Below are 22,642 nucleotides of genomic sequence, written 5' to 3' on the forward strand. Positions count from 1 at the left end.
ACAGCGAAATCACCCGGTGACAGACGATCACCCGCCATGATCAGGCACCGTCACCTGCCCGAACACCGCCAAACGAGCTCAGGCAAGGGGCGTGACCTGCGATTTCAGGATGGAATTAGCCCACTGGGTGGCGTCGGGCCAGGCGGGTGGCCAGGTCTACATCCCATGCCCACCCCAGAAGGGCGAACATCTCATCGGACATTACTGCTCCTCTTCATGACGGGACCCGGCCGAGCGGCCGGGTCCGTTGGGATGGGTGGTCAGGCGTCCTCGGGCTTGGCCGCGCGGAACCGGTTGGGGCGCTCACTGACGAGTTGGGCTTCGCCGTTCTTCGCGAGGGTGTCCAGGGCGTTGGCGACCGCCCCGGAGGAACGCTTGAGGACCTTGGCGATCTCATTGGCGGTGAAGGCAAGGTCGGGGTGCTTGATCAGGTGGGCGAGAACGTCCGGGCGCAGGGGACGAGGGGCGTTGCGGTCGCCGCGTGAGGAACCCCAGGTGGCGGTATTGCCGTTGCTCTTGGGCTGGGTGATGCGGGCGGCCTTGCGCACGTCTGTGGTACCGGCGTAGATGGCCTCCAGGCCGGTCGTGAATGCCGTTTCGTCGTCGGCCAGGAGGGCCGCGTAGGTGGTGGTGACAGCGTTGAGGAGGTCGGTCAGGGCGCGGCGGCTGTCCTCGATCATGCGCGCCTTGGCCAGGGCCTCGGCGGCCTGCTGACGGCGGGCTTCCTCCTCGGCCAGGGCTCGGGCCAGCTCAGCCTCAGCAATCGCGCGGCGGTCGGCCTCCTGCTCCAGGATGCGCATCGCGTCCTGGATGGACATGGCGGCTGTCGGGGCGGAGGTGTCCTCCTGGGCATTCGCGTCGTCCTGAGTGGCTGCGTCGGGATCCGCCGGGGCCGTCGGGGTGTCAGTGGGCGCGTCGGCCGTATCGGGGGCCTCAGCGTCGATCTCAGACGACACCGTGGCGTCGGCATTGGCCTGGGTAACCGACGGAACCGAAGCCCACGTGTCAGGAAGGGCGCGACCCTTGTCGGTGCGCCCGCCAGGGGTGCGAACGGCGCGGCCTGCCTCGGCGAATCCCGCGAGGGCCTTGGTGGCGGTCGGGCGGGAGACACCCGCTGCCTCGGCAATCGTCGTGACAGATGCGGCCGGGTTCGCGTGCAGGGCCTCCCACACCTTGGCCGCCGTACCTTCCGGGCAGAACTCAGCCTGGGTAGGGGCGCTTTCGGCAATCATGTTCGTCGCCATTTCGTTCTCCTTTGTTTGAGCTACGGCCGCATTTCCATGGGCCGATTTCCTCGATGCACGACGACCATTTCTCGATTCGGAATACAAAGCAAGCCGATTCGGCGATGCACGCCAAAAACGATGGATCTCTGATCGCCAAGCCGGGTAATGAAAATTTGACAAATCTCGACAATCCGCCTCAGGACAGAAGGCTGCCGTGCTATGCCTGTCGTTTCTTCGGCACAAGAGGAGCTGACCTCACGGTGCCGCAAGAAGCATCCGAAGCGAGGCACCGCAGATTAGAGGACAGTGATTATGGGAGACGAAAAAGAAAGTCGAGTAGAGCAGGGGCAGCCGATTCGGCGACGGTGTCGCTTCTTGCCGAGTTCTCGTCGGTTAAGGCGAGTCGGGCGGGCCACCGGTAGCCCGGATAGCCCCGTACACCTGCGAGGACGCCCCGGATCGGGGGGTGCCGGTCAAGGCGGCAGGCCGGTCGGTAGGGCGATCGGCGCACCGACCGGCGGACCGATCGGTGCCGCGCGCAAAGTCCGCGCAATGGTGGACTCTCGGCGAGGGAAGCAGGACTTGCCTCTGGGGGTAGAGCCTTACTCTGAGGGTGGGACCAGCCGGATAGCAGCCGGCTGGTCCCACCCTTCTCCTGGGCGCCTACGCGGCTCGGGGTAGGCGGAGCTCGGCCCAGACGACGTAGCCGTGTGGAAGGCTGCGCCCGCAGGCGAGGGTCATGGCCGCGTAGGCTCGCCTGCGGGACTCGGCCTTCAGCAGGTCAGGGCCGACGATGTTACGCGCATCGGCACCTGGTCAGCCCGGCCGCGATAAGCGTCCTCGCCAACCGAGCGCCGATGCGTTTCCATAAGCGTAGAGCCGCCTGCCGTAATAAGTGTTCGCCGAACACGTATCCTCCTCTCTGCCATCGTGCGCTCACGCGCACATGGCATATCGAGGACCACCTCATGGGCTCCGGTCAAGTCGCGGACTGAGCCTATTTCGAGGGGTTCGGCACCTTATTCAGAGTCGATGATTTCTCGGTAGAGCTGCTCCGTTTTCGCGGAGGGCTTTCTACCTCGGATGCGAAGCTGTTCACGTAGTTCGTCGTAACAGTAATGCACGGCCTGGGTCCTGCCGAGGCGGGCGTAAACGTCTATTCGCCTTCGGTAGAGGTGTTCGGCGACGGCATCGAGTTCTGTGGCGTGTTCGAGGTGGCCGGCCTCCAACTCAGGATGCTCCTCCAGGTCGGCGAGCTGGGCGAGGGCTTGGACGATGCCGCGGTTCAGGGCGTCCGCCGTCTGCCGTACCCAAGGATGCGGAACGTCGGGGAGGTAAGGGCCGGTGTAGAGGTTGACGGCAGCGGTCAGCGCGGTCGTCTTCTCCAAGCCTGTGGCAACGGCGGCCGCGGCGAGGAGGTCGCGGATCTGCCAGACGTCGCAGCCGTAGAGGTCGGGGTTGATCCTGTATCCGGCTCCGCCCTTGAACTGGATGACGACGCGTCCGTAGTTGCCGGGCATCCCCAGGGCCTCGCACATCTTGGCGCGGGTCGCCTTGAGGAGGCCGGCGAACCGGTCGTTCGGGGCTGCGGCTTCGGGCCACAGTTTGTCGCCGGCCATGGCCTTGGTCAGCAGAGAAGAGCGGTGCTCGGCGAGCAGACCGAGGAGGGCCCACGTGTCGGTTCCCCAGCCGCCCGTTGCGCGGTTGGGTCCCTCGATGACGCACTGGCCGATCAGACGGATCGTGCCACGCCGATCGGCTGTCGGTCGGGTGGTCACCATCACCTGCTGCGATGGTGCGCCTGCCTTCTCTGCGAACTGTGCGGGGCCTACGGGGGCCGCCTGGGGCTCCGGTGTCGTGTCTATGCTGCGAACGGGCGTCACCGGAACCGGAGCGGTGTCTAGCAAGCGGGGTTCGGCGGGCGGGGTCACCGACCGACTGCGCCAGCTCAACAGACCGAACGTCACCGCGAGTCCGACCAGACCATGTGCCACCAACGTCGGTCCGGTCAGCTTCCTCGCCACCCTTCCGACAAGATGCCGCCTCATGCTGCCTCCCTTGTCACTCTTGAGCGTTCGCACTGATCAGACCGTGCGCAGCGCCACAACAGGGAACGTGAAACTCCTCACGGCGGCTACTGACCGGGAGCGCGTTGTCCAGGACCGCAAGAGTGCCTACGGCTGCGGCTCTCCGGGCCTCGCAGCCGGTTGGTGAAAAAGCACCATCGCGCGGAACCACCCACCGTCCGACACGGCCAGAGAAGCAGCGTCACATACAGTGATCGCCCCGCTACCCTCGAATCGGAGGTGACGGTGGACGAACAGAACCAGACCAACGCGCAGCGCCTATTGCAGGGTGTCGTTCCGGATGAGATCTTCGCGTCATACTCCAAGCTGCTCGCGGAAGACGGCTGCCCCGAGGACGACGCCGCGTCCCTGCTCGGCGGCTGTGAGCAGGTAGTGGAGTTGACGTCCCGTGGGATGGCGCATCTCCGTCCGGACGGTCCGCTGAATCCACCACGCCTCGTGCCCGCTCCCCCGGAGCTCGCGTTGCAGGGCGTCCTTACGGATCTCTCGCGCCGGCTCGTCGGCGACCAGGAACGGTTGCTGTCGGGGCACAAGCGGCTGAGCGAGTTCCACCAGACGCCAACCGCTGGGTCTACGAGCTCCGCGATGGACCGGCTCGTGCAGATCGTCACCGACCGGGACGAGATCAGCTCCTTGTCCTACGCGCTCATCAACGCCGCGCGGCACGACTGGCTCACCCTGGACAACTACGTCCTGGAGGCGCCCGTCGAGGACTCCACCGGGTACGCGCCGCTGCCGGTCTTCGAGGGCCAAGTGCAGTGCCGCGCGATCTACGAGACCCGCTGCGCGGAGCATCCGATCGGCGCGAAGACGATCGAGGCCGCGGTGGCCGCCGGCGAGCAGGCCCGGCTGCTCTCTCGCGTCGGGATGAAGATGAAGCTCGCGGACGAGGCGGTCGCGCTCCTTCCGCTGACGCCCACAGGGATGGGCGGGGCTCTGCTCGTACGCTCGCCCGTCATCGTCGGTGCCCTGCGCGAGTACTTCGAACTGCTCTGGGAGAAAGCCATCCCGTTCGGGAGCACGGAAGCCGTCGGGCCGCTCACCCCTGCGCAGTCGCAGGTGTTGCAGTTGCTCACTCAAGGACTGTCCGACGAGGCGATCGCCCGGCGCATGGACATCAGCGTCAACACCATGCGCAGGCACTGGACCGCCATTCGCGACGCGCTGGACGTGGAAACCCGCTTCGCCGCCGGAGCCGCAGCAGCGCGCCGCGGCTGGATCAACTGAACCCGAGAGGCCCTGTCACATGCCCGGATTTCTGGACTTCGTGCCCCAGCAGCGATTCCAGCCCACCCTTGCGCTGTCCCCGGACGGCCGGCTGGTCGCCTACTCCAGCCACGCCTCCGGACACTACGACTTGTGGGTCGTTCCCGTCTCCGGCGGCGAGCCGCGCCGCGTGGCGGGCTTCGATGACCGGACAGTCCGCCAGATCGCCTGGACGCCCTCCGGCAGCCAGCTGGTCTTCACCGCCGACGAGAACGGGGACGAGCAGTTCCGCCTCTACCTCGTCGCTCTGGACGGCAGCGGCTTGACCGAGATCAGCTCCGGGCCGGACTGCCAGCGCGTCCTGGCCACGTCGCCGTTCGATCCCACCGGCCGCTTCCTGGCCTTTACCGCCAACGACCGCGACCCCGCCGCCCAGGACCTCATCGTCCACGATCTGGAGACCGGCGAACTCCGGCGCTTCACGCCCCCGGAAGGGGTCGCATTCGAGGCCGTCAGCCTCTCTCCCGACGGTCGCTGGCTGCTGGCGACCGGATTCCGTTCCAACACCGACATAGCCGTCTATCTCACCGACCTGAGCGATCCGGACGCCACGCCGGTCTGCATGACATCGGCTCTGGGCGAGGGCGTCTTCGAGCCCGGAGTCTGGGCGGCAGACTCCAGCGGCTTCCACCTGCTCACCGACCACTGGAGCGAGTTCACCGCCGCCGCCTTCTACGACCTCGCAGCCAAGTCCCTGCAGGCGATCGCGCGCCCGAACTGGGACGTCGAAGTCCTCGACGCCGCCACAGGAGTACGCATCTGGTCAGTCAACGAGGGCGGCAGCTCCCTCCTGCACGCCGACCGCGACGGCTCCCCCATCTCGCTGCCCAGCATCCCGCCCGGCGTCATCTCCGCACTGTCCCTGGCGCCTGACGCCTCCTTCGCGGTCGTACTGATCAACTCCGCGGCGAGGCCGGCGGAAATAGCGGTCCTGGACCTGGCCCGCCACGAGTTCCGCTACCTCACCGACACCCGCCCCCCGGCGCTGCACGTCATCGACCCCGTCGCCCCCGAGCTGATCACCTACCCGGCCCGCGACGGACGCGACGTCCACGCCCTGCTCTACCGCCCGGACGGCCCCGGCCCACACCCGGTCCTGCTGTCCATCCACGGCGGCCCGGAATCCCAGGAACGCCCTCTCTACGCCCGCTCAGGCCTCTACCAGCACCTGCTTCACCAGGGCATCGCCATCCTGGCCCCCAACTTCGCCGGATCCACCGGCTACGGCACCGCCCACCAGAAACTCATCTACTGCGACTGGGGCGGCATCGACCTCGACGACCTGGACCACGCCGTCAAATACCTCCACACCCTCGGCTGGACCGACCCGAACCGCCTCGCCGCCATGGGAGCCTCGTACGGAGGCTTCGCCACTCTGTCCTGCCTGGCCCGCCTCCCCTACCCCTGGGCTGCGGGCGTCTCCATATGCGGTCCGAGCAACCTCCTCACACTGGCGAAGGCCTCGCCTCCCACCTGGAAGACCTTCGTCGCCACCGTCCTCGGCGACCCCGACACCCGCGCCGAGCAGCTCCTGGAGCGCAGCCCCGTCACCTACGCCGACGGCATCACCGCTCCCCTGTTCGTCCTCCAGGGAGCCCATGACCCACGCGTTCCCCAGGCCGAATCTGACCAGATCGTCGCCCGGCTGCGCGAACGCGGCGTCGAAGTTCGCTACGACATCTATCCCGACGAAGGCCACGGCTTCACCAACCGCGCCAACGAGCTGACCGCGTACGAGGCCATCAGCGCGTTTCTCCACACCCATTTGATCGCCGCCCCGGTCGACCGCCCAGAGGCACTCCAGGTGGGCTGACGTCCACCAAGCACAGCGGTGCCCACCCGTAGGCCGGGCGGGCACCGTTCAAAGGTTCAGACGTCACCGTCCACGACGGTCAGGAGGGACAACGGGCTGAGGCGGTGTTGAACCCGTATCCCGTGAACGTTTTCGGCGACTGCGTCGAGAGCGCAGTCGAGGCTGACGTCGAAACTGCACGACGCGTCGCTGCGCGCGTAGACGAAAGCCACGTCGCACATCAGCGCGAACATCTTCGCCCGTACGTCATCGCCGTACCCCGGATAGAGCCTGTCGAGGACGGTCGCGAAGTCAACTGTGCCCATGTTCGCCTTCCCTCCGGTGGAGACGTCTCCGTAGGCCGGAGGTCGGCCTGATAGCAGCAGGCCGACCTCCTCTCATCCCGCCACGGCGCTCGCGCACCCGACGCCTCCGGCTATGGGCTCCAGGTAGACCCACACCGTGTGCCCGGTCTGCGGGTTACCGATCAGCGAGAGCTGCAGGGCCAGCTCGTTGACGATCGCGAGCCCGAACCCGCCCACCCTCTCCTCCTGCACTACCCGCTGCCGCTTGATCTGCGGGATCCCGGCTCCACCGAGGTCATAGACCCCAAGGTAGGCAGGGCCGTCGTCAGGGAGGCGGATCTCGACCCCGAACCACCCTCCTGCGTGGCCGGACCGGGTGTGCAGCAGGGTGTTGGTCGCGAGCTCGGACACGATGAGCCCGGCGTCGTTCTCGCGCCCCGTTCCGGCGAACAGCGCCTCGACCATGCGCCGCGCCTGACGGACCTGGTCGGTATGCCCGGGGAACACGCACCGCCACATCATCCGCTCGGGCGAGCGCGTCCGTTCCTGTCGTTTCTGCGGGTTCGTCGCTGCGATCATTCGCGGCGTTCCTCCTGTGGTCGTTGGCCGTCGCATCCGGACGGATGCCACGGGCCCCTATCGGCGCTCGACTCCGTATCAGGGGTCAAGCCGTCCAGTACAAGCGGGGGCTGCTCGCAGAAACGGGGATGCCCCAATGCGTACTGAACTGATTACTGAAAGCGAACACCTGCGAAACGGGCGCCGTCAGGAAGAGACTGGAGGAGGTTGCAGGAGAACCCCCGCCTACCGGCACACAGGTGATCGAGAATGAGCGAAAATGGCGTCAGGCCGAACTGGGCGGAGGACATCCGTGCCAAGCGGCTCCACCGGTGCTGGAGCCAGAACGAACTGGCCCGCCAACTCGAGCTCGCGGCCGACCCCCGAACCCGTGCGACCCTGCCGAGCCGAAGCTCGATCATCCGGGAGATCCGCTTTCACGAGGCCGGCACTCACCAGCCAGGCCCGGTGTACGCCGAGCTCTACCGACGTGTATGGACCCGGAACCCGGAGCCGACGACAGAACCGACCGAAATACCCAGTGACCACATGGCCCTGGCCTGGACCGTAGGAAGGCTCAACCTGCGCGTGGACCGCCGAACCGTCCTGCATCTGGCCGCGACCGCCGCAGTGGGCGCGGCACTCGACCCCGCCCAGCGGCTGCTGCGCGCCCTGGCCGGAAATCACAGGCCGGACAGCACGACGATCGCTCACCTCGAACACCGGACCCGAGGCTTCCACCGCCTCGAAGAACACATTCCCGCCAAGTCCCTCTATCCGGCGCTGATCAGCCACCTGAACGAGGTAAGCGCCCTGCTGGAAAGCGGTCTGCCGGACGACCACCGGCGTCGGCTGGCGGTGGTGGCCGGAGAAAGCGCTATCCTGGCCGCATGGTTCGCCTGGGAGCAGGGGAACGCGCACATGACGGCCGCACACACCCGCCTGGCCAACGTCGCCGCGAAGCACACCAACGACGTCTCGATCGCCGCCTGCATGACCGGGTACCGCTCGTACATGGCAGGCAGGAACAGCGCTCAAAGCACCCGGCTCATCCAGCAAGGGCTCGACCAGATCGGCGAGGGCGATCCCGCGACGCGGGCATGGTTGCTGGCCCGCCACGCCGAGGAGGGAGCGCTCCTCGGCGACCACCGTGGCGCCTTGAACTCGATCCGCGAAGCGGTGGACGTCTACGCGGGCGCGGACATCAACGCCCGTCCATGGACGTGCTTCCTCGACCCGGGGCGCTTCGCGTCCATGAGTTTGACCGTCTACTCGCGGCTCCGGCGCCACGACGACTCCGCCACCGCCATGGAGGAGATCGCGCTGCACCTCGGACCGACGACCGAAGTCAAGAAGCTGTGTGTCGTCAAGGCTGAGATGGCGCTCGCGCAACACCGCCTCGGAGACGTCACCGAAGCCGTCGACTCCGCGCGATCCGCACTCGACGCCACAAGCGCGATGGACTTCCCTCTCGGCTGGGAGCGTCTCGACAACGTCGCCGCGGAGCTCATGCTTTCACGAGCTCAGGTCGCCCGGGAGTTCCACACCGAGTACGCCGCTACTCGCGCTTCGCGGAAACAGCCGTCTCTTCAGTGATCCAGCTCAGATAGCCGGCGAGGCCGCCCTCAATGGGGATGGCCACGATCTCCGGGTCTCGTACGAGTGGGCCTCCTTGATGAGCTCGACGAGGTCATCGAGCCGGTCCGCGGCGGTCTTCATGAGGATCAAGTACTCCTCACTGCGCTGGATCTCCCCCTTCCACCAGTAGGCGGACACGATCGGGCCGCTGGTCTGGGCGCCGGCCGCCGCTCGGCTTACGACCGCAGCGTTGACGATACGCTCGGCCTCCTCACGACTTCCTGCGGTCACGTGAACCTCGACATGGCGGGTCATAGCTCCTGAGCGTAGGTCCTCCAAAGTCAGGGACTTCCTGCCAGTACGCGTCCACGCAGTTCCTCCAGCTCGCGCCGCATGGCACGCGGCCCGACGAGCATCAGGGCATGCACTGCGCTCACTTCCCGGGCGGTTGCCCAGATGCCCGTGGCGAGGGTCTGGAACGGGAGGACCTCGATCGAGTGAACCCGAAATGCGGAAGGGTTCAGGTACCGCATGCCCCCTGTCCCGCACAGATAGGTCCGCGCGCCGGTCAGCCACGCGAGGTCTGCCAGCCGCTGGGATCGCTCGCCACGCGCGAGCAGATCGCTGCTGTGCAGGATCCGCCCCCGCCAGCCGACCTCATCCAGCAGCAGGCGCGCGGACGCCTCCGTCACGTCCGCCAGCCGATCTGTGCTCTCGAAGGTGGCCAGCACGGGTTCGAGCCGCTTCTTGAACGCCGGCCAGTGGGCGCTGTGCCGGTAATGGTCGGCGAGAAGCTGGGCAACGCGGCGGCGGCAGCGTGCAGAATCGGCCAGACGTGCTCCGCGGATGGAGGTGGCGCGGCCATGAGGCAGGTGGGTGGCGATGGAGAGCCAATGTGTCTTCCCCAAGCCGTCGAACGAGGCAACACGCGTGCGGTGCTGATAGTCGCGTCGGGCGAACTGCACGTCGTCCAGGACGATCCAGTAGTCGGCAGTAAACAGCTTGGCCAGCGTCGAGAGCCGGGGGAAGAGGTTGGGCTGGTGGATGGCGCACACCTCGCCGTCCGGTGATTCAGGACGTGAGGAGCCTGCTGTCGAACCCGGCGCGGACAAGAGATTGGTAGGCGTCATGGACCTCTCCCGGGACGGGCTGTTCGATGGCGTAGCCAAGCTTGGGATACTGGATCACGCGCTGCAGATCTCCAACGAGCATGTCGATGACCAGCTTTGGATCACCGATCGAGCTGACGTAGTCGTTCAGCTCAAGCGGCTCGGAGGCGCACACCACCTCGACCTCGGGCCATACCTTCCGTGCTGTGGCGTACGCCCGGCGCTCCATGTACGGCTTGGAGATCAGGAGTACCGAACAGGGCTCGATGCCGGCGTCGGCCAGCACCTGATGTGACAGTGCGATGTTCTGGCCGGTGTTGGTGGCGTTAGGCTCCAGCAGGATCGTCTCGTCGGGCATGCCGAGTTCCAGCGCGTGCTCGCGGTAGTGAACGGCCTCGCCACGTGGAAAGCGGGTGGCGGTGGTGGGGCTCGTGGCGCCGGAGAAAACGAGCAGCGGGAACCACCCGGCACGGTACAGGTCGACGGCCGCGCGTGCTACGCCCAGGTCGTGGCTGCCCAGCCCGATGGCCACATCGCACCGGCGCAGGTCATGGTGCATCTGGTGGTAATCCCAGATGATGCGGGTGTACCGCCACTGCTCGTCGGTGATGGCCTGCTGCTTGACGCTCACTCGGCTGCTCCCTGATCGCCGTGGCAGAGGGAGCCGCTCGTTCTCCCTCTGGATGGTCTGCTGGATGCCCTCGATACTGCGCAATTGGTGCGCGAGCCCGTGCTGCGCGGCCTCGCGTGCGGCACGGTCGAGGATCATCAGCCCATCATCCACGGTGGCCCGGTCAGAAAGCAGGATGTGCCCGTAAGCCGTCTCCAGCCGGACCCGTTGCATGGGCGCGTCGGTGACCGCAGTGGCACGGGCGAGATCGATGAGGCGTAGGGCCTCCGGAAGATTCCCGGCGCCACGGTGGGCCAGGGCGAGCTTTTGGTGCGCGACGGACCAGTCCTCGGGCTCCCCGAGGCTCTCGAACTCGCGGATGGCCGTCGTCATCAGCCGGGCGGCATAGTCGTTCCTGTCGTTCTTGCTCAAGGCGGTCCCGACCCACAGCCGGGCTCGCGTCCGGTCGCGCGGCGAGAGCCGGTCATCCACAGCAAGCGCCTCATACTCCCTGGCGGCCTCGTCCAACCCACCCGACATCTCTGTGACCACCGCCAGTGACAGGTCCAGCTGAGCGATACGGCGAGGGATGTCGAGCTGGCCGTAGATCGAGCGCGCGTTGAGATAGGAACGGCGAGCGGACAGAGGGCCGGCGACTGCGCCCTGGTCACGCTGGAGGTCACCCAGCAGCGTCGTCGACCGTGCGAACAGGTACAGGCCCTTGTCGTCCAGAGCGTGTGGGTCGTAGCGAGCGAGCCATCGGTTCAGCAGGTCGGCAGCGTAGTTGAAGCTCTGTCGGCTGAGCGCGACGACGACCCGGTCGAGGTCGTCCGTCCACGTCTCGTAGTCCCATGCGCGTGGTCCCACGCGGGTGACTCGTAGCCCTTGATCGGCGTCTTGGCCCAGCTCCAGGAGCAGGGTCTCGAATCGCAGGTGGGTGGCCGAGTCCGCGCGTGCCAGCGCGGTGTCCAGGATGGCCTGGGTGTCGGGGCGTGGCCGGGTGGCAGAGCCCAGTTGATTCCACTTGGCCACGGTGCGAGGAGCAACGCCGAGGTGCTGGGCGAACACGCGCACGCTCATCCGCAGAGCAAGACGTAGGGCATGCGCTTCGAGGCCGGTCCACTCATGCACGGTCGTCACGTCGTTGCTCCCTTCCACGGCCATGGAAGCACGCAGAGGCACCAAGAGACTACGGAAGTGCAACGGAAGTGCGACAGCGGGTCGTATCCAGCCGGGCCTGGGCTGTCCATGCTCGAAGAGCAGGCCATCACCCCCCACCACCATAAGGACGGCTACCGTGTCGACACTCACCGAGCAGCACCCAGTGGACGGCCCCATCGTCTACGGATACCTGCGGCCGCGCCGCTCGACACCTGAGCGTTACGCCGCTCTCACGGTGACGCTGGCCCAATACTGCGACCAGCATGAACTGCAGCTCTGCGACATCTTCAAGGATCGCGAAGGCAAACCCGGTGACGACTCGGCGTTCACGGGACTGCTGGACGTCCTCACCTTGTCCAGCGCTTATGGAGTGGTCCTACCGACCGCCGGCCATCTGGGCGAGAAGCATCTCGCTGCCCGACGTAGAGAACAGATAGGCGCCATTGGAGTGCGCCTGTTCCTCGTTCGCGGCGCCTCCGCCGGGCGACTGCTGCAGCGCCACGTCCGCGCTCATGTGCTGTGCCGTTGCCGGACCGGCTGCCGCTGTCCGCACGATAACCACCTACCTGGCGGCCTGGCCGAGCCCGCCCTGCATCCTTTCCGATGTTCCATCCGGAGAACAACATGATCTTGACCAACGAGAGCGACACCCTCGCTGATCAGGTGGGGAGGGGATACGTGGAGAGCCTCCAGCGTCGCCTTCCCGACTGGTGGCTGATGTACTCGCCCTACGGCCGCTCCCTCGTCGCCTTCTACAGAGGCCCATGTGCCCAGGGCGGTATCAGAGTCGAGGCTGAGCACCCAGAGGAGTTGCTGCGCCTCATGGGCGACGCGATCCAGACGCAGTGGAAGACCCAGCCGGGTCTCACCCGCGACCTATCCACTGACGCTGCCCGGGAATCGCCTTCCGGCTCACAAAAGGGAACGGCCAGATGATCAGACAGGGCGTGGGCTGTCAGAGGTCCCCGTCCGCAGCCCGACACCCGCTGACGGAGCCCGTTCGCGGGTTACCGCTCGATCGCCCGCACCACCCATGCGCCGAATCGAGCACGGAGACAGCAGATGACACAGCCTGCCCGCCACGAGAGGCGAGCTGACGTCCACACGGCCGACACGTTCGAGTGGTCGCCGTACGTCGCCCACGGCGGCACTCTCCGGATCGCCTACACCTCATGCTGCGGCCGATTCGAGTTGGCGTCCGAGGGCGGCCAGTACTTCGTCCTCCGCCAAGCCGAGGAGGGCAGCTATGAGGAGGCCAGACGCGGCCTCTACCGCCAGGCCCTCGATGTCTACCTCGTGCTCGCCGCAGCACACCATTTCGACCATCTGCGCCGCCGACAAGGGCTAGAACCTGACGACTTCCTCGGCGCGGCTGCTCCCGGCCGAGCAGACCAGCAGCCAGCATCGACCGGTTGCCCATCACGACCAAGAGGAGGGGACCCCGCCTGTGACGACCGACAACGACGGCCAGAACGCCGCCCCGCTGCGTGACGCCATGACTACCGCCGTAGCGGCCCGATGCGAAGAGTGGGGATTCCCGCTCCCCGCGCCGGTCGAGGCCGCGATCCGTAAGGTCCCCAGGCACCTCTTCGCCCCCGAGGTGACGCCGGAGGCGGCGTACGCGCTGGACATCGTCGAAGTCAAACGCAGCCAACACGGCGCACTGATCTCCACCATGTCCGCTCCCGACATCCAGGCCATGCAGCTCGTGCAGGCCGACATCGGTCAGGGGATGCGCGTGCTGGAGGTCGGCTCAGGTGGTTACTTCGCATCCCTACTTTCGGAATTGGTCGGCCCGGCCGGTCAGGTCACGACCATGGACATCGACGCCGACGTGACGAGCCGGGCCCGCGCCTGCCTGGACGCCACCGGGTATCCGCAGGTGCAGGTCGTCACGGCCGACGCCGAACACGGTTGGAAGGACAACGCCCCCTACGACCGGATCATGGTCACTGTGGGCGCGTGGGACATCCCTCCTGCCTGGCGCGAGCAGCTTGCCAAGAGCGGCAGAATCGTCGTCCCGCTGAGGATGAAGGGCATCACCCGCTCTCTGGCTCTCGAACGCATCAATGATCACCTGGTCAGCCTTTCGCAGGGGGTCTGCGGCTTCGTCAAGATGCAGGGCGCGGGCGCCCACGACGAGCACGTTCGGCTCCTGAACGGTGACAAGGTCGGGCTGCGGTTCGATGACGGCAACCTTGCCGAACCGCGCACACTGGACGGCGTTCTCGCCAGCCGGCCCGCGGCGGCCTGGTCCGGGGTGACCGTGACTCGTGCCGAGCCGTTCCCCGACCTGCCCCTGTGGATGGCGACGGCGCTGCCCGGCTTCTGCAATATGACCGTGAACACCCCTGGTGGCGAAGACCCCGGCATCGTCTCCGAAGCGGGAGGCCGCTGGTTCCCCTTCGCGACAGCGCAGGACGACTCGTTCGCCTACCTGTCCATCCGGCCGACAGCCGGGGAGGGAATCGTCGAGTTCGGCGCACACGGCTATGGCCCACACGGCCGCGAAGTCGCCCGAGCCATCGTGGAGCATGTCCAGGTCTGGGACCGCGACTACCGCGGCGGGCCCGGCCCGAGCTTCGCGGTCTGGCCAGTCGATGCCCCGGCCGACGTGCCGCCCGCGGGCGGGGTCATCACGAAGCAGCACACTCGCATCACGATCTCCTGGCCGGATGCGGGCACGCCTCCGCACCGCCAGGTGGCATCACCCATCCCGTCACAGTGAGGAGAAAGGCCCATGCCCAGCTCCACGGCGACCGCTCATGACCCCGCCACCGACAACGCTGACGACCCGTTCCAGCTCGACATCACCTTCATCGAGAACACCCCGGCCACCGAAACAGTGCTGATGTGCAGCACAGGCGACAACTGCGGGAGCTCCTGCCCGAGCGCCTGCACCACCTCGTAGTCCAGGTCAGCCCGGCGGCGAGGGCCAGAGGAACCGAGCCTTCAGGCCCTCGCCCTCCTATCAGAACGGAGTGTGGGTGATGACGCGCTCACGGCACAGCCTGTATCGAGGTGCCGGCCAGGGGATGCTGCGCGCCGCGGCGAACCTCACCGGACCGAACCTGCCGCCCTGGCCTGGACCCGCAGCGCCGCTCGAACGCTGGCGTTCGTGGCTGGCCGCGGTGTGGGCTGATGACGCCTTTCAGCAGGCGGTGTCCGGCGCCAGCCCGGACCTGGCCCGCCGGGTCCAGGCGATCCTCGACGGGCACTCTCCGAAGGTACGCCGGGTGCGCCGGGCGGCGTTGGCCACCGCCCGGTACGCAATCAGGTACGCGCGCCGCTCGACGCCTTACGGCCTGTTCGCGGGCGTCGCACTGATCGAGTTCGGCGACGTGGCCGAGGTCCACTTCGGGGAGCGGCACCGGGCTGCCGCCCGGCCCGACCCGGTAGCTCTGGACGCGACGATCAGCGACTGGGAGGCGAACGCCGAGCGGATGGCCGACGTCGACGTATGTCTCAACAACCTGGCACGTCGACGGGGCGGGCGCGTCTACGTTCCCTCCGAGGGCGCCTCGGAATTCTCCCTCGCGGTCACGCCCGCAGTCGCGCTGGTGCTGGACGCGGCCCGATCACCCATCCGGTACTCGGCCCTTGCGGACAAGCTCGCCGCCGAATTTCCTGACACGGACGAGCGCCGCCGGGCCGGGCTGCTGGTGGAGCTTCTGCGGGTGCGGCTGCTGCGGTCGTCGCTGCGCGCGCCGGCCACCGTCGTCGATCCAGCCGACCCTCTGCCGGCCGCTCTGCGGGAGATCCAGAACAGAGCGGCGGCACCGGACCTGCGGCTGGACGCGACAGTGCGGCTCCCGCACACGGTAGTGACAGAGGCGGAAACCGCAGCGACGGTCCTGACCCGGCTCGCTATGTACCCGGCCGGGACCTCGGCATGGCGCCGCTACGCAGAACAGTTCGCCGACCGCTACGGCGAGAGCGCCGAGGTGCCGCTGGAGCTGGTGACCGATCCCGACAAGGGCTTGGGCTTTCCCCAGGGATTCAGCCAGGTCTTCGAGCCACCCCGGCCCATGACCCGACGAGACAGGCTCCTTCTTGAGATGGCCGGCACGGCGGCTGTCGAGGGCAGCCGATCGGTGGTCCTGTCCGCCGCGATGATCGAGCGGCTGGAGGCTGCCGCGGGCAAGCGTACGGTCGTCCCGCCCCATCTCGAACTGTGCGTGCAGGTCCAGGCCGACTCAACGCAGGCACTGGAGCGCGGGGACTTCCGTCTTCGGCTGTCTACCGTCTCCCGGGCGGCCGGCTCGATGACGGGCCGCTTCTGGCATCTGTTCCCCCAGACCGGCGCGGCGTGCGCCGGCCTTCCCACGGTCGAGCCCGACGCAGAGCTGGTCCAGCTGTCCTTCCACGCCGGCCGCGTCCAGGCCGACCTGCTCACCCGTGCCCCGCAGGTGTTCCCCCGGCTGGTCAGCGTCGGGGAGTTCCGGCACCGCGGAAAGGGAGTGCTGTTCCCGTCCGATCTGGCTGTCGGCATCCGCGATGGCCGCCTCTATCTGGCCGAGGCCGCCACAGGGAAGCATCTAGAGTTGCTTGCACCGACCGCGATCAACTTCCTGTGGAACAACTACACCCCTCCTCTGGCCCGGTTCCTCGCCGAGATCAGCCGGGCCGGAGTTCCGCAGGTGACGTGGTTCGATTGGGGCGCCGCATGGGCCCTTCCGTTCACTCCGGCGTTGCACTACCGGCGCTCGATCCTGGTGTCCGCACGATGGAAGCTGCAGGCTCGGGAACTGCCCTGCCGTACCGCGACGCTGGAGGAGTGGGCCGGACAACTTCACGCCTGGATGGACCGGGTCGGCGTGCCGGATCGTGTGCTTCTGACCGAGGACGACCAGCAGCTTTCCCTCGATCTACGCCAGGACATGCACTTGGACCTCCTGCGCACCCACCTTGTCGCCAGTCCGACCGGTGTGGCCGTCCTGCAGGAGGCACCGCCGTCGCATGCCGATGGCTGGATCGGCGGCCGGGCCCACGGTCTCGTCATCCCCCTGCAGGCACGCTCATGAAGGCGACGGCGACCGTACTCAGGACGCAGGATCTGTCCGAGGGGGCGCTCGGGGTGGCGCTGCTGCACATCGAGCGGGGTGACGTCGCATCCGCTCGAATGCAGCTTAGGCAGGCGGTCGCGGGCGGCGTCAGCGCCGGAGGCAACGCGTCGCTGTTCCATGGCGCCCCTGCGCTGGAGTTCGTGCTCGGCCGTGCCGGTCTCGCCGATCGGGCCGTGCGGGACGCGGTCGACCGTGTGGTGGTCGCCCGACTGGCCGCGGCGCATCGGCGGCAGGCTTCTGGGGCTCTTCCGCATCTTGCGGAGTTTGACCTCATCCGGGGGTTGACCGGGCTGGGCGCGCTGCTGTTGGCGCGTGACGGCGACTCACCGCTCCTGAAGGAGGTGCTGGCCTACCTGGTCTGCCTCTGCCAGCCGGTCCGCATGGAAGGCCGGAAGCTACCGGGCTGGTGGTCGGACCGTGGGCCCGCTGACGAGGAGCTGATCGGCGGACACGGCAACAACGGCGTCGCGCACGGCATCGCCGGCCCTTTGGCAGTGCTGTCCTTCGCCGTCCGGTGCGGTGTTCAGGTGCCGGGCCAGCATGACGCCATCGAGGTGTGCGTGCGCTGGCTGGACCGGTACGGATGCTGCTACTGGACCACTCGCGACCAGCTGTCTGCCCCTGAGCCGCCGAAGCCGCAGGTCGCGCGACCGTCATGGTGCTACGGCGAGCTCGGCATCGCTCGCGCCCAGCAACTGGCAGGGATCGCCCTGGGCGATCCGGCCCGCCGACTCGCGGCAGAGAACGCCGTTGTGGGTGCCCTCACCGATCGGGCCCGCCTTGGTCGGGTCACCGATGCCTCACTCTGCCATGGCTGGGCCGGCCTGCTGACCATTGCCCGCGCCGTCGCCTCCGACAGCGCCGCTCCGGGCCGATACTCGCCGCTCATCGAAGAGCTGAACAAGAGCCTGACTATTGACCTGGATCGGCTGTCCAAGCCGGGATTCATGGAAGGACGGGCGGGCGCGCAACTGGCGCTGGACGGCACGAACACCACGGGCTGGACCAGAGCGCTCCTGATCACCTGAACCTGCCAATCTCGCGATCCGATCACCCACTGACAAGGAGCGTCCCAACCATGGTCGTCGACGACGAGGACCTTCCGATCACCGCCGAGAAGGGTTGGTGGCATGCCAGCGTGTCGTTCCCAGGCGATGCCGGAGTGAGTCCGGAGGCTGCCCAGGCGCTGTCGTCCGCACTGCACGACCAGCGGTTCCACTTCCTGCGAAAGGCCGCGGGGCTGCGGCTGCGCACTGAACGTTCCGTGGCAGACCTGCTGGACGGACTCGTCGCCGACCAGTTGGCCAGCGGCTGGGTCGGCGGCATCTACGAGCCGGAGATCGAAGCGTTCGGCGGCCCAGAAGGCATGGATGTCGCCCACGACGTGTTCTGCGCGGACAGCCGTGCCGCACTGGCCGAAACGGGCGATCGCGGTGCCCGGGAACGCTGTGTGCTGCTGATCTCGACCATGAACCGGGCCGCCGGCCTCGACCCGTTCGAGATCGGCGACGTCTGGGCGAAGCTCGGCCTCCTACGGCCACCCGTCAGCCCGCCCACCGGCGTCGCGCGTGATGGTGCCGTTACGGCGATGCGGCGCCTGATGAACGCCGACGCCGCCCAACGACAGGACGCCGAGCCCGGCTGGACCGAGCGCGTCACCGCATTCCACGAGGCCGGACGCCAGCTGAGGCAACTGGCTACCGATGGGCGGCTGACACGCGGCCTGCGCGCTGTTCTAGCCCACCACGCGATCTTCGCCTTCAACCGCGCAGGAGTATCCGCCGACGAGCAGGCCGCAACCGCATGGCTGGGGTTCCAAGTCGCCTTCGCCAGCAGGGAGAACGCCCACCTGTCTACCCGCCCGTCCACGTCCCCGGTATTCAACGTCACTCGAATGGAGACCACCTTGACCCCTGCCACCGACTCCGCCGACCTGCGCGAAGCACTCGTGACCTATCTCATCGACGGTGGCCACCTGCGCACGCCCGAAACCATCGCCGCCTTCCGGAACACCGAACGCGACCGGTTCCTCCTCAGTGTCGACCCTCAGACCGCGTACGTCGACGACGCCGTGCCCATCAAGCACGACGAGACAGGCGAAATGATCTCCTGCATCTCCGCGCCCTCGATTGTCGCCACCCAGTTGGAGCAGCTGGGTGCCAGGCCCAGCCACAAGGTCCTGGAAGCCGGGGCCGCCACCGGCTACAACGCACGCCTGCTCGGAGAACTCGTTGCCCCCGGCGGCCACGTGTGGACCGTGGACGTCGACCAAGATCTCGTCGACCACGCCGCGAAGAACCTGGCGCAGACCGGCGCCTCGAACGTGTCTGTGGTGCTGGGTGACGGCGCCGCAGGGCTCCCCGAACACGCCCCCTTCGACCGGATCCAGTTCACCGTCGGAACCGGCGACATCCCCGAGCGGGTCCTTGAGCAACTCGCCCTCGACGGACGTCTGGTCATCCCGATGCGAATCCGCGGCAGCATCTCGCGATCCTTCGCCTTCGAACGCGATGGCCAAACCTGGAAGACCGTCTCGTGCGAGATGGCGACGTTCGTACCCCTGCGCAAAGGGATCTGCGACGATATCTACACCCTCGTGCCCATGGCCGGTGAGGGCAACGTCCGCCTGGAGACCTTCAGTGAGCAGAACGTTGACCGCGACGCTCTCCGTACCGTTCTGGACCAGCCGCAGGTCAAGGTCTACTCGGGCGTGAAGTTCCGTCAGGGAGACCCCTGGCAGTGGTTGTACCTGTACCTGGCGTGCGTGCTTCCGAACGGTCTGTCTCGCATGCCCGGGTCCCGCCCCGGATTCACCCCGCACTTCGGCTGGGGTTCCATGGCCGCGCTCGACGGTGACACCCTGGCCTACCTGACCGTGCGCGAAGGCGAGGACGAGCAGGGCAGGTTCTGGGAGATCGGCGTCATCGGCCACGGCCCGCACGCCGCCGAGCTCGCCGACCAGGTCTCCACCGAGATCGGTGAGTGGGACCGCGACTGGGGCAACAACGCCCCGGAGCCCAGCTTCCGCATGGCTGTAGGCGAGGCCCGCGACCAACTGGCGGCCGCCGATTCGCGCTTCGTCATCGACAAGACCTACAGCCGCCTCGTTGTCGACTGGCCGCGTAGGAGCTGAGCCGATGATCCCCGCGATAGCCGACCGTATCCCATTGGTCCGCCGACCCAAGGCACCTGGGCTCCCCCTGGCCGAACGCATCACCCAACTGACCGAGTTGACCGTCGCGCCCGCTGGTGCGAGCCACCGCGATCTGGTGACCCGCGCCAGCGGGGTCCTCAACTACGCCGCGTTGATCGCCTCCGACGTCGGGATGCCCGACTTGGCCGTGCAGTTGTGCTGGAGGCAGCACCAGATCTTCGCCGAAGCCGGCAACCTCACAGGGGACATCGCCGTGATGGCACTCATGCCGCTGGTGAACATTGCCCGGCAGCTGATCCGCGAAGGCGACGGCGCAGGCGCCTACGACCTGCTCAGGCGGCTGTACCACGCTGCCCAGCGGCGCGGTACAGCCGAAATCCGCAACCACAACGTCGATCTGTCGGTGTTGATCGGCACAGATGCGGACCACCGGAAGGTTTGCAAGGAGCTGTGGGTCGCCGTGCTTATCGACGGCGCCAGGGCCCTGGCGAGGGTCGGCCGCTGGACCGAAGCTGCCGAAACCATGGCCGCGCACCGCGGCGTCGGCAATCGTCTCCTCGACGGCCGCCAAATCCTGATCATGTCCCTGATGGAACGCGGCCTCGACCGGGAGGCTCGCGCAACGATCGAGTCCACCGCTCCTGCAGAACCGTGGGAGGACGCCATCGCGGCTCTCCTGCGCGTCTACTGCTGGCCAGTGACGTCACCGGTGCCACAGCCTGAGCTGGAGCTTGCGCTGCAGGAGGCACTCGTGCTGATGACCCCGCCTGACCCCGCTACCGCCGCGTTCCAGACCCGAGTCGGTCTGACCGCGCTCGACCTGGCCTATGACCGAACCAGCCCGTACATTCTCCTTGTGCAGGAGGCCATCGTCGACGTGGCCACCCTCGACGCCTACGCCGCTCGCGATGTCCTGAACCATCGCTTGGTGCGTTCACGTCTGACCGGTGGGCAACGACAGAGTCTCGACGAGCTTCTACTCGCGTCAGGGCTCGGTGCCGGGAGACTCTCATCTGTCCACATGCAGACTCTCACCGCGGCCGTGGACAAGGGCGAAGTGGCACTCCGCGAGCTTCTATGAGCCGGTCGCCAAAACCTTCGCGGCTCAATCCCACCACCGATGTCCTCCTAACGAGGGGCATCGAGACATTCCCTGCCAGCCAGACCCCGGACTGGCCGTCACTCCGGCGTTCGCAGTCGGCAAGAAGTCTGGCGAGGCCGGCAGGCCAGGTTGGCAAACCCCAAATGGCGTAGACGGTCACGGGTCCGACCTGATCACGTCGAAGTGAGGAGTTCCCGAACGCGCTCTGTCGCAGCATGATCAGCGCCATAGATGCGCTCAAGATCGGATAGCAGCGCCGCGAGGGTGCGTCGTGCCCGATCCAAGAAGCGCGCGCTTAGCTCCAGCTCGCCGATCTGGCGTCGGAGTTCCAGCGCTTGCGGGTCATCCTCCGCTGGGACGTCGGCCACCAGCGCCGTCATGAGATGCAGTGCCAGATCAGTGTTCCCGAGGTGAGCGTGGCAGGTGGCCTCCTGGAGCCGGTAGTGGAAGGCCTGGCCTGGCTCGCTGGATGCCGCCAGCTCGCGATATCCCTGGGCAGCTCGATAGTAATCACCTGCCGCCATATATGCCTCGGCCAACTGTTCCCGCAGTCCAGGCGCGTCGGGCGTACGGGCGAGGGCATCCTCCAGCATCGACGTCGCTTCGCTGTACCGGGACTCCCGAATCAGCGTCTGCGCTTCGCGGCGAGCACGCCGTGCATCTCCCTGACTGAAATCATCCCGGACTCCCCCCGATTTCGTCGCTGACATCGACGGGCCTGTGATCGTGGTTCGGCTCAGCGCGCGGGCGTACAGGAGCAAGGGACTCGCGAGGTGATCCGTCATGTCACCCAGCGGTTCGGTTCCGGAAAGGTACGGCGTGAGCCGCTCGTACACCTCGCGAACGCTGGCTGGCCTGTCGGCCGGGTCCTTCACCACCATCGCCATCAGCAGCTCATCCAGCCCACGTGGGATGTCGGGCCGGTGCCGTCCGGCCGGCATCGGGGACGTGGTGATGTGCTGCGTCTTCACGCTGTGATCGTTGGGACCGGTGAACAGCGGACGGCCGGTGGCCGCTTCGTAGAGTACGCACCCCAAGGCATAGATGTCGGCATGCACGGTGCCCCGCTTGCCTTCGACCTGCTCGGGAGACATGTATGCGGCAGTGCCGAGCTGCTGCCCGGTCTGGGTGAGCGTGGTCATGTCCGCGTCATGCATGAACGCCAAGCCGAAGTCCAGAACCCGGATCGAGCCGTCTCGGCAGAGCATGAGATTGGACGGTTTCAGATCCCGGTGCAGGATGTCTTGCTCATGAGCGGCCTCGAGGACGGTCGCGATCTGGGCGCCGATGGACGCCACCCAGCCGATGGAGAGCGGCGCGTGTTCGGCAATGACGTCGTGCAGGCCGTTACCTTCGATGAATTGCATGATCATGTAGTGGCTGCCGTTATCCGTCCCGAAGTCGTACAGCGCGGGAACGCCCGGGTGAGCCAAGCTGGAAAGCGCCTTGGCTTCCCGGGCGAACCTCTGATGCAGCTCCGCGTCCGGCAGAAGGACGAACTTGATCGCCACTCGCCGGGCGAGCACGATGTCGTCGGCTCCCCACACCTCGCCCATCCCGCCACGACCGAGTCGATACTGGTCAAGCCGATAACGACCGAGAAAGTGGGACACCATGCCTCCCGGGGG

Annotated in this window: 19 protein-coding genes; 11 read left to right on the forward strand and 8 right to left on the reverse strand. The window is 67.2% G+C overall.

Annotation, left to right across the window (positions count from 1 at the left end; all coding sequences use genetic code 11):
* Positions 1 to 260 precede the first annotated feature (260 nt).
* Together ABGB14_RS46630 and ABGB14_RS46635 are read right to left on the reverse strand one after the other, a co-directional pair.
* Entirely contained in the window at positions 261 to 1,244 is a 984-nt protein-coding gene (locus tag ABGB14_RS46630; RefSeq protein WP_347650325.1) for a hypothetical protein, read from the reverse strand.
* Between the two features lie 1,001 nt (positions 1,245 to 2,245).
* A complete protein-coding gene (locus ABGB14_RS46635; protein ID WP_347650378.1) occupies positions 2,246 to 3,007 on the reverse strand; it encodes a bacterial transcriptional activator domain-containing protein in 762 nt (253 codons plus the stop codon).
* A 531-nt stretch (positions 3,008 to 3,538) separates the two neighbouring features.
* Between ABGB14_RS46635 and ABGB14_RS46640 the strand changes: the two genes are divergently transcribed.
* Both ABGB14_RS46640 and ABGB14_RS46645 read left to right on the forward strand, forming a co-directional pair.
* A complete protein-coding gene (locus ABGB14_RS46640) occupies positions 3,539 to 4,540 on the forward strand; it encodes a LuxR C-terminal-related transcriptional regulator (protein WP_347650326.1) in 1,002 nt (333 codons plus the stop codon).
* A 19-nt stretch (positions 4,541 to 4,559) separates the two neighbouring features.
* Positions 4,560 to 6,392, forward strand: a complete 1,833-nt coding sequence (locus tag ABGB14_RS46645; RefSeq protein WP_347650327.1) for a S9 family peptidase — start codon at positions 4,560 to 4,562, stop codon at positions 6,390 to 6,392.
* 56 nt (positions 6,393 to 6,448) lie between these two features.
* Here the strand turns inward: ABGB14_RS46645 and ABGB14_RS46650 are convergent, their stop codons facing one another.
* Both ABGB14_RS46650 and ABGB14_RS46655 read right to left on the reverse strand, forming a co-directional pair.
* On the reverse strand, positions 6,449 to 6,697 hold the full coding sequence (locus ABGB14_RS46650) for a hypothetical protein (protein ID WP_347650328.1): 249 nt from the start codon (positions 6,695 to 6,697) through the stop codon (positions 6,449 to 6,451).
* A gap of 72 nt (positions 6,698 to 6,769) precedes the next feature.
* Positions 6,770 to 7,255, reverse strand: coding sequence for an ATP-binding protein (locus tag ABGB14_RS46655; RefSeq protein ID WP_347650329.1), 486 nt, complete (start codon positions 7,253 to 7,255; stop codon positions 6,770 to 6,772).
* A gap of 249 nt (positions 7,256 to 7,504) precedes the next feature.
* On the opposite strand from ABGB14_RS46655, the gene ABGB14_RS46660 reads away from it, so the two are divergent.
* Positions 7,505 to 8,830: an XRE family transcriptional regulator gene (locus ABGB14_RS46660; RefSeq protein WP_347650330.1), complete on the forward strand. Its 1,326-nt coding sequence runs from the start codon at positions 7,505 to 7,507 to the stop codon at positions 8,828 to 8,830.
* A 6-nt stretch (positions 8,831 to 8,836) separates the two neighbouring features.
* Here ABGB14_RS46660 and cutA read toward each other — a convergent pair whose 3' ends face one another.
* The 3 genes from cutA to ABGB14_RS46675 are packed head-to-tail and all read right to left on the reverse strand — an operon-like array spanning position 8,837 to position 11,671.
* Positions 8,837 to 9,127 (reverse strand): divalent-cation tolerance protein CutA, encoded by a 291-nt coding sequence (gene cutA / locus ABGB14_RS46665; protein ID WP_347650331.1) that lies wholly within the window; start codon positions 9,125 to 9,127, stop codon positions 8,837 to 8,839.
* 26 nt (positions 9,128 to 9,153) lie between these two features.
* Complete coding sequence (locus ABGB14_RS46670) at positions 9,154 to 9,942, reverse strand: WbqC family protein (RefSeq protein WP_347650332.1); 789 nt, start codon at positions 9,940 to 9,942, stop codon at positions 9,154 to 9,156.
* Positions 9,884 to 11,671, reverse strand: a complete 1,788-nt coding sequence (locus ABGB14_RS46675) for an ElyC/SanA/YdcF family protein (RefSeq protein ID WP_347650333.1) — start codon at positions 11,669 to 11,671, stop codon at positions 9,884 to 9,886. Before ABGB14_RS46675 ends, ABGB14_RS46670 begins: the two co-directional genes overlap by 59 nt.
* A gap of 157 nt (positions 11,672 to 11,828) precedes the next feature.
* Here ABGB14_RS46675 and ABGB14_RS46680 point away from each other — a divergent pair, with 157 nt between their 5' ends.
* The 8 genes from ABGB14_RS46680 (at position 11,829) to ABGB14_RS46715 (ending at position 20,993) form a co-directional block, all read left to right on the forward strand.
* A complete protein-coding gene (locus tag ABGB14_RS46680) occupies positions 11,829 to 12,320 on the forward strand; it encodes a hypothetical protein (protein ID WP_347650334.1) in 492 nt (163 codons plus the stop codon).
* A complete protein-coding gene (locus ABGB14_RS46685; RefSeq protein WP_132340574.1) occupies positions 12,317 to 12,628 on the forward strand; it encodes a hypothetical protein in 312 nt (103 codons plus the stop codon). Before ABGB14_RS46680 ends, ABGB14_RS46685 begins: the two co-directional genes overlap by 4 nt.
* A 511-nt stretch (positions 12,629 to 13,139) precedes the next feature.
* Complete coding sequence (fxlM, locus tag ABGB14_RS46690) at positions 13,140 to 14,420, forward strand: methyltransferase, FxLD system (RefSeq protein WP_347650335.1); 1,281 nt, start codon at positions 13,140 to 13,142, stop codon at positions 14,418 to 14,420.
* Positions 14,421 to 14,432: 12 nt separating this feature from the next.
* The gene (locus ABGB14_RS46695) at positions 14,433 to 14,603 is read left to right on the forward strand and encodes an FxLD family lanthipeptide (protein ID WP_132340572.1); all 171 of its coding nucleotides are present in this window, start codon (positions 14,433 to 14,435) and stop codon (positions 14,601 to 14,603) included.
* A 124-nt stretch (positions 14,604 to 14,727) separates the two neighbouring features.
* Positions 14,728 to 16,716 (forward strand): lantibiotic dehydratase family protein, encoded by a 1,989-nt coding sequence (locus ABGB14_RS46700; RefSeq protein WP_347650336.1) that lies wholly within the window; start codon positions 14,728 to 14,730, stop codon positions 16,714 to 16,716.
* The gene (locus ABGB14_RS46705; RefSeq protein ID WP_347650337.1) at positions 16,713 to 17,786 is read left to right on the forward strand and encodes a lanthionine synthetase C family protein; all 1,074 of its coding nucleotides are present in this window, start codon (positions 16,713 to 16,715) and stop codon (positions 17,784 to 17,786) included. Before ABGB14_RS46700 ends, ABGB14_RS46705 begins: the two co-directional genes overlap by 4 nt.
* A 50-nt stretch (positions 17,787 to 17,836) precedes the next feature.
* Positions 17,837 to 19,891 (forward strand): methyltransferase, FxLD system, encoded by a 2,055-nt coding sequence (gene fxlM, locus ABGB14_RS46710; protein ID WP_347650338.1) that lies wholly within the window; start codon positions 17,837 to 17,839, stop codon positions 19,889 to 19,891.
* Positions 19,892 to 19,895: 4 nt separating this feature from the next.
* Positions 19,896 to 20,993: a hypothetical protein gene (locus tag ABGB14_RS46715; protein WP_347650339.1), complete on the forward strand. Its 1,098-nt coding sequence runs from the start codon at positions 19,896 to 19,898 to the stop codon at positions 20,991 to 20,993.
* Between the two features lie 194 nt (positions 20,994 to 21,187).
* Here the strand turns inward: ABGB14_RS46715 and ABGB14_RS46720 are convergent, their stop codons facing one another.
* Complete coding sequence (locus ABGB14_RS46720) at positions 21,188 to 22,627, reverse strand: protein kinase (RefSeq protein WP_347650340.1); 1,440 nt, start codon at positions 22,625 to 22,627, stop codon at positions 21,188 to 21,190.
* Positions 22,628 to 22,642: the final 15 nt, after the last annotated feature.

Source organism: Nonomuraea sp. B10E15, from assembly GCF_039871615.1.
Taxonomy (GTDB): domain Bacteria; phylum Actinomycetota; class Actinomycetes; order Streptosporangiales; family Streptosporangiaceae; genus Nonomuraea.